The organism is Stenotrophomonas sp. YJH_SMC_122 (genome assembly GCF_059369535.1).
Window position 1 is genome coordinate 128,683 of record NZ_JCAFST010000007.1, and the last position, 15,926, is coordinate 144,608.

14 protein-coding genes are annotated in these 15,926 nt (G+C 68.1%); 7 read left to right on the forward strand and 7 right to left on the reverse strand.

Going from position 1 to position 15,926, the window contains the following annotated elements:
• Positions 1 to 40: 40 nt before the first annotated feature.
• Together AC5P66_RS11555 and AC5P66_RS11560 are read left to right on the forward strand one after the other, a co-directional pair.
• Entirely contained in the window at positions 41 to 1,255 is a 1,215-nt protein-coding gene (locus AC5P66_RS11555; protein WP_111097029.1) for an MFS transporter, read from the forward strand.
• Positions 1,252 to 2,424 carry an MFS transporter gene (locus tag AC5P66_RS11560; protein ID WP_099495388.1) on the forward strand — a complete coding sequence of 391 codons (1,173 nt, stop codon included), beginning with the start codon at positions 1,252 to 1,254 and terminating at the stop codon, positions 2,422 to 2,424. Before AC5P66_RS11555 ends, AC5P66_RS11560 begins: the two co-directional genes overlap by 4 nt.
• Before the next feature lie 94 nt (positions 2,425 to 2,518).
• On the opposite strand, the gene AC5P66_RS11565 is transcribed toward AC5P66_RS11560, so the two are convergent.
• Positions 2,519 to 4,630: a M13 family metallopeptidase gene (locus tag AC5P66_RS11565; RefSeq protein ID WP_099495389.1), complete on the reverse strand. Its 2,112-nt coding sequence runs from the start codon at positions 4,628 to 4,630 to the stop codon at positions 2,519 to 2,521.
• A gap of 176 nt (positions 4,631 to 4,806) precedes the next feature.
• On the opposite strand from AC5P66_RS11565, the gene AC5P66_RS11570 reads away from it, so the two are divergent.
• Positions 4,807 to 7,869 carry a bifunctional diguanylate cyclase/phosphodiesterase gene (locus tag AC5P66_RS11570; RefSeq protein WP_099495390.1) on the forward strand — a complete coding sequence of 1,021 codons (3,063 nt, stop codon included), beginning with the start codon at positions 4,807 to 4,809 and terminating at the stop codon, positions 7,867 to 7,869.
• Positions 7,870 to 8,006: 137 nt separating this feature from the next.
• Here the strand turns inward: AC5P66_RS11570 and AC5P66_RS11575 are convergent, their stop codons facing one another.
• Positions 8,007 to 8,888: a LysR family transcriptional regulator gene (locus tag AC5P66_RS11575; protein ID WP_495216345.1), complete on the reverse strand. Its 882-nt coding sequence runs from the start codon at positions 8,886 to 8,888 to the stop codon at positions 8,007 to 8,009.
• A 96-nt stretch (positions 8,889 to 8,984) separates the two neighbouring features.
• Between AC5P66_RS11575 and AC5P66_RS11580 the strand changes: the two genes are divergently transcribed.
• From AC5P66_RS11580 to AC5P66_RS11590, 3 genes are all read left to right on the forward strand, one after another.
• On the forward strand, positions 8,985 to 9,395 hold the full coding sequence (locus AC5P66_RS11580) for a DoxX family protein (RefSeq protein WP_049412721.1): 411 nt from the start codon (positions 8,985 to 8,987) through the stop codon (positions 9,393 to 9,395).
• A 31-nt stretch (positions 9,396 to 9,426) separates the two neighbouring features.
• Positions 9,427 to 10,215, forward strand: a complete 789-nt coding sequence (locus AC5P66_RS11585) for a dioxygenase family protein (RefSeq protein ID WP_099495391.1) — start codon at positions 9,427 to 9,429, stop codon at positions 10,213 to 10,215.
• Positions 10,216 to 10,332: 117 nt separating this feature from the next.
• The gene (locus AC5P66_RS11590) at positions 10,333 to 11,982 is read left to right on the forward strand and encodes a Na+/H+ antiporter (protein WP_495216346.1); all 1,650 of its coding nucleotides are present in this window, start codon (positions 10,333 to 10,335) and stop codon (positions 11,980 to 11,982) included.
• A gap of 147 nt (positions 11,983 to 12,129) precedes the next feature.
• Here the strand turns inward: AC5P66_RS11590 and AC5P66_RS11595 are convergent, their stop codons facing one another.
• Positions 12,130 to 12,378 (reverse strand): DUF3297 family protein, encoded by a 249-nt coding sequence (locus tag AC5P66_RS11595; protein WP_005415112.1) that lies wholly within the window; start codon positions 12,376 to 12,378, stop codon positions 12,130 to 12,132.
• An 88-nt stretch (positions 12,379 to 12,466) separates the two neighbouring features.
• Between AC5P66_RS11595 and AC5P66_RS11600 the strand changes: the two genes are divergently transcribed.
• Positions 12,467 to 13,009 carry a DUF6630 family protein gene (locus tag AC5P66_RS11600; RefSeq protein WP_049412726.1) on the forward strand — a complete coding sequence of 181 codons (543 nt, stop codon included), beginning with the start codon at positions 12,467 to 12,469 and terminating at the stop codon, positions 13,007 to 13,009.
• Positions 13,010 to 13,171: 162 nt separating this feature from the next.
• Here AC5P66_RS11600 and AC5P66_RS11605 read toward each other — a convergent pair whose 3' ends face one another.
• The 4 genes from AC5P66_RS11605 to motA form a co-directional block, all read right to left on the reverse strand.
• Entirely contained in the window at positions 13,172 to 13,447 is a 276-nt protein-coding gene (locus AC5P66_RS11605) for a DUF4031 domain-containing protein (protein ID WP_049412728.1), read from the reverse strand.
• Positions 13,448 to 13,460: 13 nt separating this feature from the next.
• The gene (locus tag AC5P66_RS11610; protein WP_049412730.1) at positions 13,461 to 13,955 is read right to left on the reverse strand and encodes a hypothetical protein; all 495 of its coding nucleotides are present in this window, start codon (positions 13,953 to 13,955) and stop codon (positions 13,461 to 13,463) included.
• Between the two features lie 98 nt (positions 13,956 to 14,053).
• Complete coding sequence (gene motB / locus AC5P66_RS11615) at positions 14,054 to 14,992, reverse strand: flagellar motor protein MotB (RefSeq protein ID WP_099495392.1); 939 nt, start codon at positions 14,990 to 14,992, stop codon at positions 14,054 to 14,056.
• 3 nt (positions 14,993 to 14,995) lie between these two features.
• A complete protein-coding gene (gene motA, locus AC5P66_RS11620) occupies positions 14,996 to 15,850 on the reverse strand; it encodes a flagellar motor stator protein MotA (RefSeq protein ID WP_005407915.1) in 855 nt (284 codons plus the stop codon).
• Between the last annotated feature and the right edge of the window lie 76 nt (positions 15,851 to 15,926).

The following is a 15,926-nucleotide window of genomic DNA, read 5'->3' on the forward strand; positions in this document are numbered from 1 at the left end:
GCGCGCTGTGCGCCAGGCAAGTCGCTGCCTTGGAGAACTGATGGCTACCCCCTACCGCGACCTGTTCACTGCCCCCGGCACTGCCGGCCTTGCCTTGGCCGGGCTGGTGGCGCGCCTGCCGCTGCCGATGACCGGGATCGGCATCATCACCCTGCTGTCCCAGCTGCGTGGCAGCTATGCGCTGGCCGGTGCGGTGTCGGCCACCTTCGTACTGACCTACGCGCTGCTGTCGCCACAGGTGTCGCGCTGGGTCGACCGGCGTGGGCAAAACAAGGTGCTGCCGTGGGCCACTGCGGCCAGCGCGGCCGGTCTGTTGCTGCTGCCCGCATGCACGCTGCTGGCTGCGCCGGACTGGATGCTGTTCATTGCGGCGATGCTGTGCGGCTGCATGCCCAGCGTGTCGGCGATGGTGCGTGCGCGCTGGACCGCGATCCATCGCGGCCGTCCGCTGCTGCAGACCGCGAACTCGCTGGAGACGGTGTTCGACGAGGTGACCTTCATTGCCGGACCACCGTTGTCGGTGGGACTGTCGGTGGCCGTATGGCCACAGGCGGGCGTTCTGGCGGCGGCTCTGCTGCTGGTGCTCGGGGTGATCGCACTGGTCCTGCAGCGCGGCACCGAACCGCCGCTGCAGCCCCGCGAGAGCGTCACCCCCGTGCGATCACTGCTGCGGCGGCCAGAAATCCGCCTGCTTGCGCTGTTGATGCTGGCGATGGGGATGATCGTCGGCACGGTCGACATCACCAGCGTCGCCTTCGCCGAACAGCGCGGACAGCCACTAGCTGCCAGCTGGGTGCTGTCGGCCTACGCGCTGGGCAGCTGCGCGGCGGGCCTGCTGTTTGGTGCCCTGAAGCTGCCGATGCCGCTGCCGCGCCTGTTGCTGGCCGGAGCAGCGGCCACCGCACTGGCCACGGTGCCGCTGCTGTGGGTCGGCAGCCTGCCGGTGCTGGCCCTTGCGGTGCTGCTGGCCGGGGTGTTCTTCGCACCGACGATGATCGTGGCGATGTCGCTGGTCGAACAACACGTGCCCCAATCGCGCCTGACCGAGGGCATGACCTGGCTGCTGGCCGGATTGAACATCGGCGTGGCGCTGGGCGCAGCGCTGTCCGGGCAGAGCGTCGATGCGGGGGGCGTGCGCAGCGGTTTTGTGGTGGCGCTGGCGGCAGGCGGCGGCGTGCTGCTGTTCGCCGTGTTCGCGCAGCGTGCGCTGCGCCCGTCTGCCGCGTCCAGATCCCCCGAAGGAATCATCCCGTGAGCGCGTCATCGCCTGCGCATCCCGCGCCCGTGGCCCGCCATCCGTGGTGGGCGGTGTCCGCCGTGGGCCTTGCCACGTTTTCGGTGGTCACCACTGAAATGCTGCCGGTCGGCCTGCTGACCCCGGTCGCTGAAGATCTCGGCGCGTCCACCGGTACGGCCGGCCTGATGATCTCGCTGCCGGCCGTGCTGGCGGCGGTGTTCGCACCGCTGGTGGTGATTGCAGCCGGTGGCATCGATCGTCGCCGCATCCTGTACGCGCTGCTGGGCCTGCTGCTGGTCGCCAACCTTGCGTCGGCACTGGCACCGGGCATCGGCTCGCTGCTGGCCGCGCGCGTACTGGTGGGGTTCTGCATGGGTGGCATCTGGGCCATCGCCGGTGGGCTGGCAGCGCGCCTGGTACCTGCGCAGCGCATTGGCCTGGCCACTTCGATCATCTTCGGAGGCGTGGCCGCAGCTTCGGTGCTGGGTGTTCCGTTGGGCGTGCTGATCGGGGATGCCTGGGGCTGGCGCAGTGCATTCATCGCGATGGCCTTGTTCAGCGCGGCAGTGATGGCGCTGCACGTGTGGGTGGTTCCGGCGCTACCGGTCAGTACATCGGTGCGGCCGCGGCAGTTCGCGCAGCAGCTCGGTCATCGCGGACTGCAGCGGGGACTTGGGCTGACCCTGCTGCTGGTGTCCGGGCATTTCATCGCGTTCACCTATGTGCGGCCGCTGCTGACATCCGTATCGGGCGTGGATACGTCGTGGATAGGTGCACTGCTGTTTGGGTACGGCCTGGCTGGCATCGTCGGCAACTTCCTGGCCGGGCCACTGGCAGCACGCCATCCACGCGGCACGCTGCTGGCCATCGCGTCCAGCCTGCTGCTGACGCCTGTGCTGTTCCTGTGGATGGGAAGCACACCGGCCGGTGGCAGCGTGTTGATGCTGGTGTGGGGCCTGGCCTATGGCGGCGTGTCGGTCGGTCTGATGGGCTGGATGATGAAAGCGGTGCCGCAGGCCGTGGAGATCGCCACCGCGCTGTACGTGGGGGTGTTCAACATCGGCATCGCATTGGGCGCCTGGGGTGGTGGTCGCCTACTGGATGGCATCGGGCTGCACGCCACGCTTTGGGCTGCGGCGGTGTTGGCGGGGAGTGCTCTGCTGATGGTTGCCACCACCCGCAGGTAGAGCCACGCCATGCGTGGATTCCCACCCTGTGCCGACCAAGGTTGGCCGCCACCTGAAATGAAACGGGCGCCTTGCGGCGCCCGTTCCGGTTACATCACCACACCTTGACCCGCTTGTCCGGGGCCAGGTACAGCTTCTGGCCTTCCTTCACCTCGAACGCCGGGTACCAGGCGTCGATGTTGCGCACGGTCAGTGCGCGGAACTGGCCCGGTGCATGCACATCGGTCAGCAGCGAGTTGCGCAGCGCCTGCTCGCGGCTCTTGCTGCGCCAGGCCTGGGCGAAGCCAAGGAAGAAGCGCTGATCCGGGGTGAAACCTTCCAGGGTCTGGCCCGGCTTGCCCTGCAGCGACAGCTGGTAGGCATCGTAGGCGGTGCCCAGGCCGGCCACGTCGGCGATGTTCTCGCCCAGGGTCAGCTTGCCGTTCACATGCACGCCCGGGAACGGCTCGTAGCTGCTGAACTGCGCGGCCAGCGCGTCACCGGCGGCGTTGAACTGCTTCAGGTCCTCGGCGGTCCACCAGTTGTGCAGCTTGCCGGTTTCATCAAACAGCGCACCGGCGTTGTCGAAGCCGTGGCTGATCTCGTGGCCGATCACCGCGCCGATCGCACCGTAGTTCACCGCGTCGTCGGCGGCGCCGTCGAAGAACGGCGGCTGCAGGATCGCGGCCGGGAACACCAGGCGGTTCTCCAGCGGTACGTTCATCGCGTTGATGGTCTGCGGCAGCATCGCCCACTCGCTGTGGTCGACCGGCTTGCCCAGCTTGGCGATGTTGCGCTGGTACTCGAACAGCTCGGCGCGCTGCGCATTGCCCAGCGGGTCATCACGGCGGATCTCAAGGCCGGTGTAGTCGCGCCACTTTTCCGGATAGCCCATGCCCACGGTCAGGCCGGCCACCTTCGCCTTGGCGCTCGCCTTGGTCTGCGGCGACATCCACGCCAGCGCGTCGATGCGCTTGGCGAAGGCGGCAATGATGTTCTTGGCCATCTCGTCCGCGCGTTCCTTGGTCTTCGCGTCGAAGTGCTTTTCGACGTAACGCTTGCCGATCGCTTCGCCCACTGCGTGGTTGGCGTCGTCCACCGCGCGCTTCCAGCGGTCGCTCTGCTGCGGCGTGCCGCTCAGCGCGGTGCCGTGGAAGGCGAAGCGGGCATCGGCGAATTTCTTCGGCAGGTAGGCGGCGGCACGGTCCAGCGCGTGGAAGGCCAGGTAATCCTTCCACACCTCCAGTGGCTCGGTGGCGACCAGCCTGGACAGGCCGGCCACGGCCTTGGGCTGCCAGACGATGAAGTCTTGCTGCTTGCCCAGCGCGGCCGCGTCGAGGAAGGCGTTCCAGTCCATGCCGGGCGCCTTGGCATTGAAGTCGGCCTGGGTCCACGGATTGGCACCCTTGGTCACATCATTGGTTTCTTCCTGGGTGGCATGCGCCTGCGCGATCTTCGTCTCCAGCGCGAGAATGCGTTGTGCCTTGCCGGCCGGATCGGCGACGCCGGCCAGCTGCAGCATCTGTGCGATGTAGGCCTGGTACTGCTTGCGCAGTTCGGCCATGCGGCCGCCGCCCAGGTAGAAATCGCGGTCGGGCATGCCCAGGCCGCCCTGCACCAGGTAGGGCGCATTGCGGTCGGGCTGCAGCAGGTCCACCGACACCCACAGGCCGAACAGGCGGTCGGTGTAGAAGTTGGTGGCATTGAGCAGGTCGACGTCGGCGCGCAGGTCGCCGCCGAGGGCACGCGCGAGGCCGGCCTTGTCGGCGATCGCATCGATCGCCTTCAGCTGCGGCTCCACGGGTGCAACGCCGCGCTGCTCGATGCCGGCCTCGTCCATGTAAGCGGCGTAGTAATCGCCGATCAGCTTGTCGTCACCGCTGGCCTGTGTGTTGCCGGCGGCACCTTCCAGGATGGCGCGGGTGTCGGCCAGGGTCTTCTCGGCAATGACGTTGAAGCTGCCGAAGCGCGAGCGATCGGCCGGAATCTCGGTGTTCTTCACCCAGGTGCCATTGGCGAAGCCGAAGAAGTCGTCGCCAGCGGCGATGCTGCGGTCCATGCCGCTGGCATCGAAGCCGAAACTGCCCAGCATCGGCTTGGCCGCAGCGGGGGCGGCATCGGCCGGCGCAGTGGCACCGGCGGCCGGTTCGGCCGGCCGGTCACAGGCGGCCAGGGACAGGCTGGCAACGATGGCCAGCGCCAGGGTGGGACGGCGCAGCTTGGACATGGACTTCTCTTGCAGCGGAAAACCCCAAGTCTAATCCGCTGCGGCGCCACTGGCCGCGTCCTTGCGCCGCCCGTCCTGTGCAGGATCTGGCTGAACGCGCAGACGCGATCTTCACGCCGTCACCGGGGTGGTGCATGCTGGACCCTGGAGCCCTGCGCGGACACGGGGAGGTGGCCATGCGGGGGCGGATCAGGCGTCAAGAATGGCGTCCACCGGCCGTTGAGGTCGGGGACGTGGAGGATTCGTTCGCGCATGAAGCCAGCCGACTGCACAAGGAACACCCGCCGATGCCCGCGCTGAAACGCGCGTTGGCCCGGCCGCTGCGCGCCATCACCTGGGGCGGTGTGCTGCTGGGCGTTCTGCTGGTGACCGGCCTGACCCTCATGCTGGTCAATGACTACCACCGCCGCCTGGAAGCGGCACAGCGCCAGAGCCGCGCGCTGGCGGTGGGCAGCGAGCGCCTGCTGGCGCTCGAGCTGCGCAACCTGGAACGCGCCATGTCCGGCATCGCCGCCGACGCCGCCGAGGTGTTCCGCAGTGTGCCGGTACAGGCGCCGGCCTTGATGGATGCCTCCATCGGCGGCGTGCTGCGCCGGCATGCCGAGCTGCACAGCATCGTCGTGCTCGACAGCCATGGCCGACCGCTGACGGCCGGCACGGGCGACCTGCAGCTGCCGCTGTGGACCGATCCGCAGCGCCGTGGCCTGAGCAGCGCGCTGTACATCGGCCCGCCGCAGCGGGCCAGCGATGACGGCTGGGTGGTCCCGCTGGCGCTGGCGATGGCCGACGGGCGCTGGCTGCTGGCGCGGCTGCGCTGTGGCGAACTGCAACGCATCGTCGGCGGCCTCGATGTCGGCCCCAACGGACTGGTCTCGATCAGCGATGCCGAGGGTTACATGCTGGCCCGCGTGCCTGATCCGCACGGCACGGTGGGCCGCCGCTACGACCTGCCGCGCCGTGACCTGCTCGGCACGCAGGCGGTGGTCGAGCTGGGCAGCGTGCCGGGTGCGGTCGACGGCGTACCGCGCATCATCACCATCAGCACGCTGGAACACAGCCCGCTGGCGGTGCAGGTCGGCCTGGCCGACGAAGACGTACTGGCGCCGTGGTGGCCGTACCTGCAGGCGTCGGTGGCGATCGTACTGGCTTACATCGCGGTGTTGCTGGTGCTGCTGTACGCCGTGCGGCGCAGCACCCGCAGCCAGCAGGCGATGGCCGAGGAGCTGAAAACAGGCCACGCCGAGCTGCGTCTTGCGCACCAGGTCGGTCGTGTCTGTACCTGGTACGTGGATGAGGACGCCGCACTGCTGCGCTGGTCGCCGCTGGCGCGCGAGATCTTTGGCGTGCAGACCGATGCGCTGCCGGTGGCCGATTTCTTCGCACGCGTGCACCGCGACGATGCCGCGCGCCTGCAGCATGCCTTTGACCAGGCATTCGCCGGCAGCGCCGTGCTCGACCAGGTGTTCCGCCTGGTACTGCCCGGGGGCGAGGTGCGCTGGGTGGGCGCACGTGGGCAGCGGGTGGAAGTGGCCGACAGCGAGCGGCGCATGATCGGCGCGCTGACCGACCTGAGCGAGCGTTACCAGGCGCGCGAGCAGGTGAGCGAGGTCGAACGCCGCTTCCGGCTGCTGTTCGACCGCAATCCTGCACCGTTCTGGGTGTTCGACCCGGATACGCTGCGCTTCATCGAGGTCAACGACGCTGCGGTGCGCCAGTACGGCTACAGCCGCGACGAGTTTCTGTCGATGAGCATCCTCGACATCCGCCCGCGCGAAGGCTGGGACGAAGTGCGTGGTGCCATCCAGCGGGCACAGGTGGGCGATCCACCCGACGCGACCGTGCGCCTGCACCGGCGCAAGGACGGTAGTGTGTTCGAGGTGCGCGCACACCTGTCCAAGCTCGATTTCGACGGACAACCCGCGTGCCTCGTGCTGGCCGAGGATGTCAGCGAACGGCTGGCCTACGAGCGTGACCTGGCCTATCGGGCACGGCACAACCCGGCCACTGGCCTGCTCAACGTGCGCGCCCTGACCGAACAGCTGGACGAGCAGCAGCAGGGCTACACCATCGCCTTCGTGCAGTTGCGTGGCCTGCAGCTTGTGGCCGATACGCTGGGCCGTGAGATCGGCGATGCGGTGCTGCAGTCGATGGCGACCCGGCTCGGGGGCCTGGGCGCGCGCTATGGCACGCTGGCGTTCCAGCCGGCCGAAGATTTCGTCTTGGCCATTGGGGCCGAGCACGATACCCAGCGCGTGCTGGATGACCTGCTGCAGATCGTGTCAGCGCCGATGCGTGGCAAGGATTCACTGCACCAGTTCGAACCGCGCATCGGTGTGGCCGTGCACACTGCCGGTGACGGCCACAGCGCCGAGCAGGTGATCGGCATGGCCGCGCAGGCCGCGCACGCGGCGCGTGCCGAGGGCAACGTGGTGGTCTGGTTCGATGCGGCAGTGACCACGCGGCTGGCCGACCGCCTGCGCCTGGCCGGGCGCATCCACGCCGCCATCGACAACGAGTTCCAGCTGTACTTCCAGCCGATCCGGCACGCCAGCGATGGCAGCCCGGCCGCGCTGGAGGCCCTGCTGCGCTGGCCGCAGGCCGATGGCAGCTTCATCCCGCCCAACGAGTTCATCCAGCTGTGCGAGGACACCGGGTTGATCCTGGCACTGGGCCGCTGGGTGATCCGCGCCGCGGCGAAGGCACAGCGGCGGTTGGTCGAGGCCGGTTGGGGCGAGCTGCCGATCGCAGTCAACGTGTCGGCAGTGCAGTTCTTCAACAGCGACCTGGTGGCCGAATTCACCCGCGTCCAGCAGGAGTTCGGACTGGCCCGCGGCGCACTGCACGTGGAGCTGACCGAGAGCAGCCTGATGCGCAAGCCGGCGCAGGCGATGCAGACCATGCAACGCCTGCACGAGCAGGGCATCAGCGTGTCGCTGGACGATTTCGGCACCGGCTATTCCAGCATGTCCTACCTGCAGCACCTGCCGCTGGACATCCTGAAGATCGATCGCAGTTTCGTCGCCGACGTGGAAACCAATCCGCGCAACGCTTCGATCTGCCGCGCATTGCTGTCGCTCGGCCACAGCATGGGCCTGACCATCATCGCCGAGGGCGTTGAAACGCCGGGGCAGCTGGACTGGTTGGCTGCGCATGGCTGCGACCAGGTGCAGGGCTACCTGCTGGGGCGGCCGGCGCCGCTGGAGCGCATCATCGGCGCGCTGGATGAAGTCCCTGCCTGATCGGGGCTTCGTATTTGCCGGCCAGCGGCCGGCACTACCCGGCCGAAGCATGACGGTAGTGCCGGCCGCTGGCCGGCAGGCGCCCGACCGAAGCATGATGGTAGTGCCGGCCGCTGGCCGGCAGGCACCCGATTCGGCTACACCCCGGTTTCCACCAGGTGGTCGATGAAGCTGCGCACCTTCGGCGCCAGGTGGCTACGGCTGGCATACACCGCGAAGATGCCGATCGGCGAGGCCTCCCATTCCGGTAGCACGCGCACCAGGCGGCCATCGGCCAGCGCGTCTTCCAGCAGGAAATCCGGCTGCAGGATCACACCCATGCCGGCGATCGCCGCTTCGCGCAGCACGTCGCCGTTGTTCGCGTGCAGCAGGCTGTTCACCGCCACCCTCACTTCACCGCCGGGTCCCTGCAGCGGCCACTGGTCGCCAGCGGCCCAGTAGCTGTAGCTCAGGCACGCGTGATCCTGCAGGTCCTGCGGGCTCTGCGGGGTGCCGCGTGCAGCCAGGTAGGACGGCGCCGCGCACAGGCTCACCCGCGATTCGCCCAGCCGGCGCGCGATCAGCGCCGGGCTCGGCTCGCGGGTGATGCGGATGGCCACGTCGTAGCCTTCCTCGACCATGTCCACCAGGCGGTCGGACAGGGCCAGGTCCAGTTCCACCTGCGGGAAGCGCTCGCGGTAGGTGGCCAGCAACGGGCCAAGGCGGGCGATGCCCCAGCTGACCGGTGCGTTGATGCGCAGCGTGCCCGAGGGTTCCAGCGCCTGCGCGCCGATGCTGGCTTCCAGTGCGTCGAACTCGGCCAGCAGGCGCACGCACTGGGCGTAATAGGCGGCGCCGGTGCTGGTGGGGCTGACCCGCCGCGTAGTGCGGTGGAGCAGGCGGGTGGACAGGCGCTTTTCCAGTGCCGCGACCTGGCGGGTGACGCCGGCGGTCGACATGTCCAGGGCCTGGGCCGCGGCACTGAAGCCGTTGCGCTCGACCACCGCCACGAACACGCGCATCGCCTCGAGGGTGTCCATTGTTGCGCCTTCTGAAACAAATACGGTCAAGCGATCGTATTTATCGGCCCTTGAAGGCGCAATAACCTGTCTCCACTCCCTTCAAGGTGCTTTGCCATGCACACCACGACCGCTCCTGTCTCGCCGCTGGCCCCGTACGGGGCCGCCCTGCTGCGCCTGGCCCTGGGTGTGCTGTTCCTGGTCCACGCGCTGACCAAGCTGCTGCTGTTCACGCCGGCGGGCACGGCGGCGTTCTTCGAGTCGCTGGGGCTGCCCGGCGTGCTCGGCTATCTCACCATCGGCGTCGAGCTGGTGATCGCCGTCGCGCTGCTGCTGGGCGTCTACGCGCGCTGGGTGGGCCTGGCCGGCGTGCCGCTGCTGCTGGGCACCATCGTCACCGTGCACGGCGCCAACGGCTTCGGTTTCGCCAATGCCGGCGGCGGCTGGGAATACCCGGCGTTCTGGTCGCTGGCGCTGGTGGTGCTGTTCCTGGTCGGCGACGGCAAGTGGACCCTGCGTTCGCGCTGATCGCCGCCTGATCCTGCAACTGGAGCATTCCATGTCCCGCCTGCCTTCGTTGTACATCTCCCACGGCTCGCCGATGACCGCCCTGCATCCGGGCCAGGTCGGCGTGCGCCTGGCCGAGCTGGCGCGCGACCTGCCGACGCCGCGCGCCATCGTGATGGCCTCGGCGCACTGGCTGGGTCGGCAGCCGCTGGTCGGCGCGCATCCGCAGCCGCCGACGATCCATGACTTCGGCGGCTTCCCGCGCGCGCTGTTCGAACTGCAGTACCCGGCGCCGGGCGATCCGGCGCTGGCCGAAGAAGTGGCCGGCCGCATCGCCGCCGCCGGCCTGCCGGTGGCGCTCGACCCGCAGCGTGGCCTCGACCATGGCGCGTGGGTGCCGCTGCGGCTGCTGCGCCCGCAGGCCGACATCCCGGTGGTGCCGCTGTCGATCCAGCCGCTGCTCGGCCCCGAGCACCAGTTCGCGCTGGGCCGCGCACTGGCGCCACTGCGAGAGCAGGGCGTGCTGCTGGTCGGCTCGGGCAGCATCACCCACAACCTGCACGACTGGGGCGACTACCAGGACGGCAAGGAAGCGCCGTACGTGCGGCCCTTCATCGAATGGGTGGAACAGCGCCTGGCCGCCGATGATCGCCAGGCCCTGTTCGACTACCGCCGGCGGGTACCGTTCGCCGAACGCGCGCACCCGACCGACGAGCACCTGCTGCCGCTGTTCTTCGCGATGGGCGCAGCCGGCGAGGACGGCTTCGGTGCACGCCGCATCGATGCCGGCATCGACGCCGGCTTCCTCGCCATGGACCTGTACCGCTTCGACGGGGCATGAGCCGGGGCTGACGCGCGACCGCCCCGGCCGTCGCGCTCATGGCCGCATGTGGTAGTTTTTTCCGGGTTTCCGGCGCTGGCCTTCGAGCCTCCCCGCGCGCCGCTTCCTGGAAGAAGCATGCATACCATTGAAGTCGTCCTGGCGATGCTGGTGGCCGTTGTCGCCAGCGGCTACCTGGTTCGCGTCCTCCCGTTCTCGTTGCCGCTGCCGCTGGTGCAGATCGGCCTGGGCGCGGTCATCGCCGGGGTGTTCAACCGCGGCCACGCGCTGGAGCCGGAAGTGTTCTTCCTGCTGTTCCTGCCGCCGCTGCTGTTCCTGGATGGCTGGCGCATCCCCAAGCAGGGCCTGTTCCGCGACAAGGGCGCGATCCTCGAACTGGCGTTCGGCCTGGTGGTGTTCACCGTCATCGGTGCCGGCCTGCTGATCCACTGGATGATTCCGGTGATGCCGCTGGCGGTGTGCTTTGCGCTGGCGGCCATCGTCTCGCCGACCGACCCGGTGGCGGTCGGCGCGATCGCCTCCAAGGCACCGATTCCCAAGCGACTGATGCACATCCTGGAAGGCGAGTCGCTGCTCAACGATGCGTCCGGCCTGGTCTGCTTCCGCTTCGCGGTGGCGGCGGTGATGACCGGCTCCTTCTCGCTGGCCACGGCCTCGCTGACCTTCCTGTGGGTGGCGGTGGCCGGCCTGGCGGTGGGCGTAGCGGTTACCCTCGGCGTGTCCACGTTCCAGCGCTGGCTGTGGCGCCGCTTCGGCGAGGAACCGGGTGCGGCAATGCTGGTCAACCTGCTGATCCCGTTCGCGGCCTACCTGCTGGCCGAAGAAATCCATGCCTCGGGCATCCTCGCTGCCGTGGCGGCCGGCATCGCGATGAGCTACGTCGAGCTGACCGGCCGTGTCTCCGGCAGCATGCGCGTACAGCGCGCGGGCGTCTGGAACATGCTGCAGTTCAGCTTCAACGGCATCATGTTCGTGCTGCTGGGCGAGCAGCTGCCCGGCATCGTCGAACGCGCCACCACCACCATGAACGAGTCCGGCCACCAGAGTGCATGGTGGCTGCTGGTGTACGTGGTGGTGATCAACCTGGCGCTGATCCTGTTGCGCCTGCTGTGGGTATGGCTGTCGCTGCGCTGGAACCTGCTGCGTGCACGCCGTCGAGGCCTGGAGCGCGGCGAGGCACCGAACTGGCGCATCGTGGTGGCGACCTCGGTGGCCGGCGTGCGCGGCGCGATCACCCTGGCCGGCGTGCTGACCCTGCCGTTGTTCCTGCCTGATGGCAGCGCGTTCCCGGCGCGCGACCTGGTGATCTTCCTGGCCGCGGCGGTGATCCTGTTCTCGCTGGTCGGCGCCAGCGTGGCGCTGCCGCAGCTGCTGAAGGGCCTGCAGCTGCCGGCCGATTCGGGCGAGCGCAAGGAAGAGGACCTGGCACGCCGGCTGTCGTCCAAGGCCGCGCTGGCTGGGGTCGAGCGCATGCGCCAGCAGCTGGTGATGAACCAGAGCACCGAGAACGTGCAGCTGTACAACGACGCTGCCTCGCGGGTGAGCCTGCTGTACCAGCGGCACCTGGAGAAGGACAACGACGGGCCCGACGTGGACCCGGAGAAGGTGCGGCGGATGGAGCTGGGGTACCGCCAGCTGCGCAGCGCCGGCCTCAATGCCGAACGCGAGGAACTGTTCCGGTTGACCCGGCGCGGGGTGATCTCCGACGAGATCTCGCGGCGCCTGATCCGCAACCTTGACCTGCTGGAATCGCGCAAGCGCGAATGACGCCTGGGACCGGGCGTTGCTGACGCTGACGCGGATTCCACCCTGGCATGCAGAGCCGAGCCCGTGCTCGGCTGCGCTTGCTTCAGGCGTCATGAACCCGGAACAAAAGCAGCCGAGCACAGGCTCGGCTCTACATGCCGGTGCCGGTTATTCCGGCTTCTGGTCCAGGAAATACACCTCGACCTTGCCCTTGACCTTGATGGTCATCGGGTTGCCGCGGCGGTCGCGGGCCTTGCCGGCCTGCACGCGGATCCAGCCTTCGCTGACCGAGTATTCCTCGACGTTGTCGCGCTCGACGTCGTTGAAACGCACGCCGACGCCGCGCTCCAGCGCCTGTGCATCATGGAAGGGGCTGGCCGGGTTGATCGCCAGGTGGTCGGGAGGGGTATCGCTCATCTTCATTCACAGTGACGGCCACCAAGGCCGGCTTCAGCGGCACAGGATAAACCGTAGAATGCCGGCCTGCCCCAGAGGACGTTCCGCCATGCCCGACAACAGCGACTATTTTGACTTCGAGGAAGACATCCACGACTTCGACGAGGACGGATTCGAGGCGCGGGTCTGGAACCTGCTGGTGCTGATCAACCCGGGCGACGAAGAATTGGCCCTGCAGCAGTTCAACCGCTGGCGCGAGCACCTGTCCGAGGACGGGCAGCCGCTGGAAGCGGACAGTGATTGGCTGCCGGCGCTGTTCACCGCCATCGCCTGGCAGTCCGGTTTCGATGTGGAGCGCGACGACCTGGAATCGCTGCAGTCGGCGGTCAACGAGCTGTCGGCGCGCTTCAACCTGCAGCTGGACTGGGGTGGCGACCTGGACGACGAGGACTTTGCCGAAGGCCTGGACGGCGTGCAGCTGATGGCCACCGCCTTCGACCGCCTGCGCGAGCACAACTACACGCTGTGGAGCGTGGATGCCGGCAGTGATGGCTTTGCCGGGGTGATGGCGCTGACCCGCGACGATGACGCGATGCTGGCGCTGTGCTCGCTGCTGAACGTGGAAATCCGGCTGGGCAGCGACCCGTTCTGAGCGGGCAGGTGGGGGCGGAGCCCGCCTACAAGTGGATGCCAACCTTGGTTGGCATGCCCTGTGCCAGATGTGCGGACCAAGGTCCGCACCCACCACGGCGGCATTTCGCGAAGAGCAGCCGAGCATCGGCCCGGCTCTACAGGAGGCAAACGGCAGCCGAGCCTATGGCCGGTACTGCGCCCGGGCGTTGGCGATCACCGCCTTGACCAGCTCGCGCTCGGTGTGCCGGGAAATCGCTCGCGCGCCAAGCGCGATCGCCTGCGCGCGCAGCTCGGCCGTGACATCGTAGTGAGCACCGCTGGCCTTGTTCTGGAAGGCCCGCGGGGGGATGCCGAGCTGCGCCGCCATCGCGTGCAGCTCGGCCAGGGTGTCGGCCATCAGGTGCGCCCAGCGCTGTCCGCGCCAGGGATGCACCGCGTCATCGACGTAGACCGTCAACGCCGCGGCCGGTTCAGGCCTGCGGCTTGCTGTCGCTGTCAGCGGCCGGGGTAGCCTCGGCGTCGGCAGCAGCTTCAACCACATCGCCTCCGGCGGCCTCAGCGGCTTCTTCGCCTTCTTCGGCTTCCACGGTCTCGAACTCGGACACCAGCTTGTCCAGGTACTCGTCAGCGGTCTGGCCGGATTCGGCGGCCAGGGTGTCCAGCAGCTTCTGCAGCAGCTCGGAATACTCCAGGTTGACCTTGCGGCCTTCCTTTTCCTGCACGTTGGACAGGTGCTTGAGCATGGCCAGCATCGGCACCGGGTTCTCGGCGTTGCCCATGGTCTGGCCACCGATGGCCAGCAGCCATTCGCGGCCCTGCAGGCCGATGGCGGCGACCACCTGGCCGTCTTCGTTGGTCAGCACGGCATGGTTCTGCACCTGCTGCTGGGCATTCAGGCGCAGGAACGGGCGCTTGCCCTGCTGCTTCTTGCGCTTGTCACGCTTGGCCTTGGAGGACTGGGACATGGGGTGGGGTCACCTGGAAACGGAAAGACCACCATTGTAGCGGGTGTGCGGGGTGATGCCCCTGATAGGTGCGGACCCTGGTCCGCACCTATCGTCTATTACTTTGCCGGCCCCTGCGCGGCCTGCACGTCGGGGTCAGCGGTAGGTGCCGACAACCCGACCTGCGGACCGGCGCCGGCCAGGGCGGCCGCTTCGGCGGCCCGGGTCATCACCACGATGCTGATGCGGCGGTTGATCGGGTTCTGCGGGTCGGCTTTATCGAACAGCACCGATGAAGACAGGCCGACCACGCGGGTGATCTTGCTGTCCTCCAGGCCGCCGTCCACCAGCGCGCGGCGGGCGGCATTGGCACGATCGGCGCTCAGTTCCCAGTTGCCGTAGCCACGCGCAGCCGAATAGGCGGTGATGTCGGTGTGGCCGGTCAGGCTGATCCGGTTCGGCACGTGGTTCAGGTACTCGGCCAGCTCGTGCAGGATCTGCTGCGTGTACGGTTTCAGCGTGGCGCTGCCGAGGTCGAACATCGGCCGGTTCTGCTTGTCCACGATCTGGATGCGCAGGCCTTCCGGGGTCAGGTCCAGCAGCAGCTGGTCCTTGAACGGCTCCAGGGCCTGGCTCCTGCTGATCGCTTCCTGCAGCTCCTTCATCAGTGCTTCCAGCTGCTGCTTGTCGCGCTGCTGCTGGTCCACCGGCTGCGGCACCGCTTCCTTCTGGTTCTGGAAGGGATCGTTGCTGCTGCCGCGCGAGATGTCGGTGGCGCCGCCCAGCTTGATCATCGAGGTGCTGGCGCCGCCCGGGCCGGCCATGCCGGGCGCCGGCGTGGCGTTCTGCCCACTGAGCGGGCTGGGGTTGCGGAAGTACTCGGAAATGGCCGCACGGTCGTTCTTGTTGGTGGTGGCCATCAGCCACAGCACCAGGAAGAACGCCATCATCGCGGTCACGAAGTCGGCATAGGCCACCTTCCACGAGCCTCCGTGATGGGCGGCGTGGCCGGCCTTCCTGACCCGGCGGACGATGACGGTGGGCTTGGTCTCGGCCATGGCTTACTTGACCGTCTTCAGGTGCTGCTCGAAATCGGAGAAGGCCGGGCGCACGTTCGACGGCAGCGTCTTGCGGGCGAATTCCAGCGCGATCTTCGGGTTGTAACCGCGCAGGCAGGCCAGCAGGGCAGTCTTGACCGATTCGTAGATGCGGCTGTCCTGCTCGGCGCGGGCCTCCATCGCGGCGGCCATCGGGCCGACGAAGCCATAGCCCAGCAGGATGCCGAGGAAGGTACCGACCAGTGCACCGGCCACGTGGCCACCGACCTCGACGATGTCGCCGCCGATCGAGCCCATGGTGATGACGATGCCCAGCACCGCCGCGACGATGCCGAAACCGGGCAGTCCGTCAGCGACCTTGGTCAGCACCTGCGACGGTGCCATGGCCTCGGCGTGGTGCTTTTCCAGTTCCAGTTCCAGCAGCGGCTCCAGCTCGTGCGGCTCGATGTTGCTGCCGATCATCAGGCGCAGGCAGTCGGTGATGAAGTCGATCAGGTGGTGGTCGGCCTGCACCTTGGGGTAGTTGCCGAACAGCGCGCTTTCGGCCGGGCGCTCGACATGGTCTTCCAGCGCCATGAAGCCTTCGCGGCGGGCCTTGTTGAGCAGTTCATAGAGCAGGCTGAGCACATCGATGTAGTCCTGCTGCTTGTAGCGCGGGCCCTTGAACACACCGACCATGGCCTGCAGGGTCTGCTTGACCGTCTTGGCCGGGGTACCGACCAGGAAGGCGCCGAGCGCGGCGCCGCCGATGATGACCAGCTCATAGGGCTGCCAGAGGGCACCCAGGCGGCCGTGGGCACCGAGGTAGCCCCCGATCACGCTGATGATGACGACCAGGAATCCAACGATGATGAGCATGGGGCGACGCAAGGAGAGGGGATATCTCCTTGTCGGCCCGTCGCCAGGTTTTCTGAAGAGGGAATTCTGTGAAATC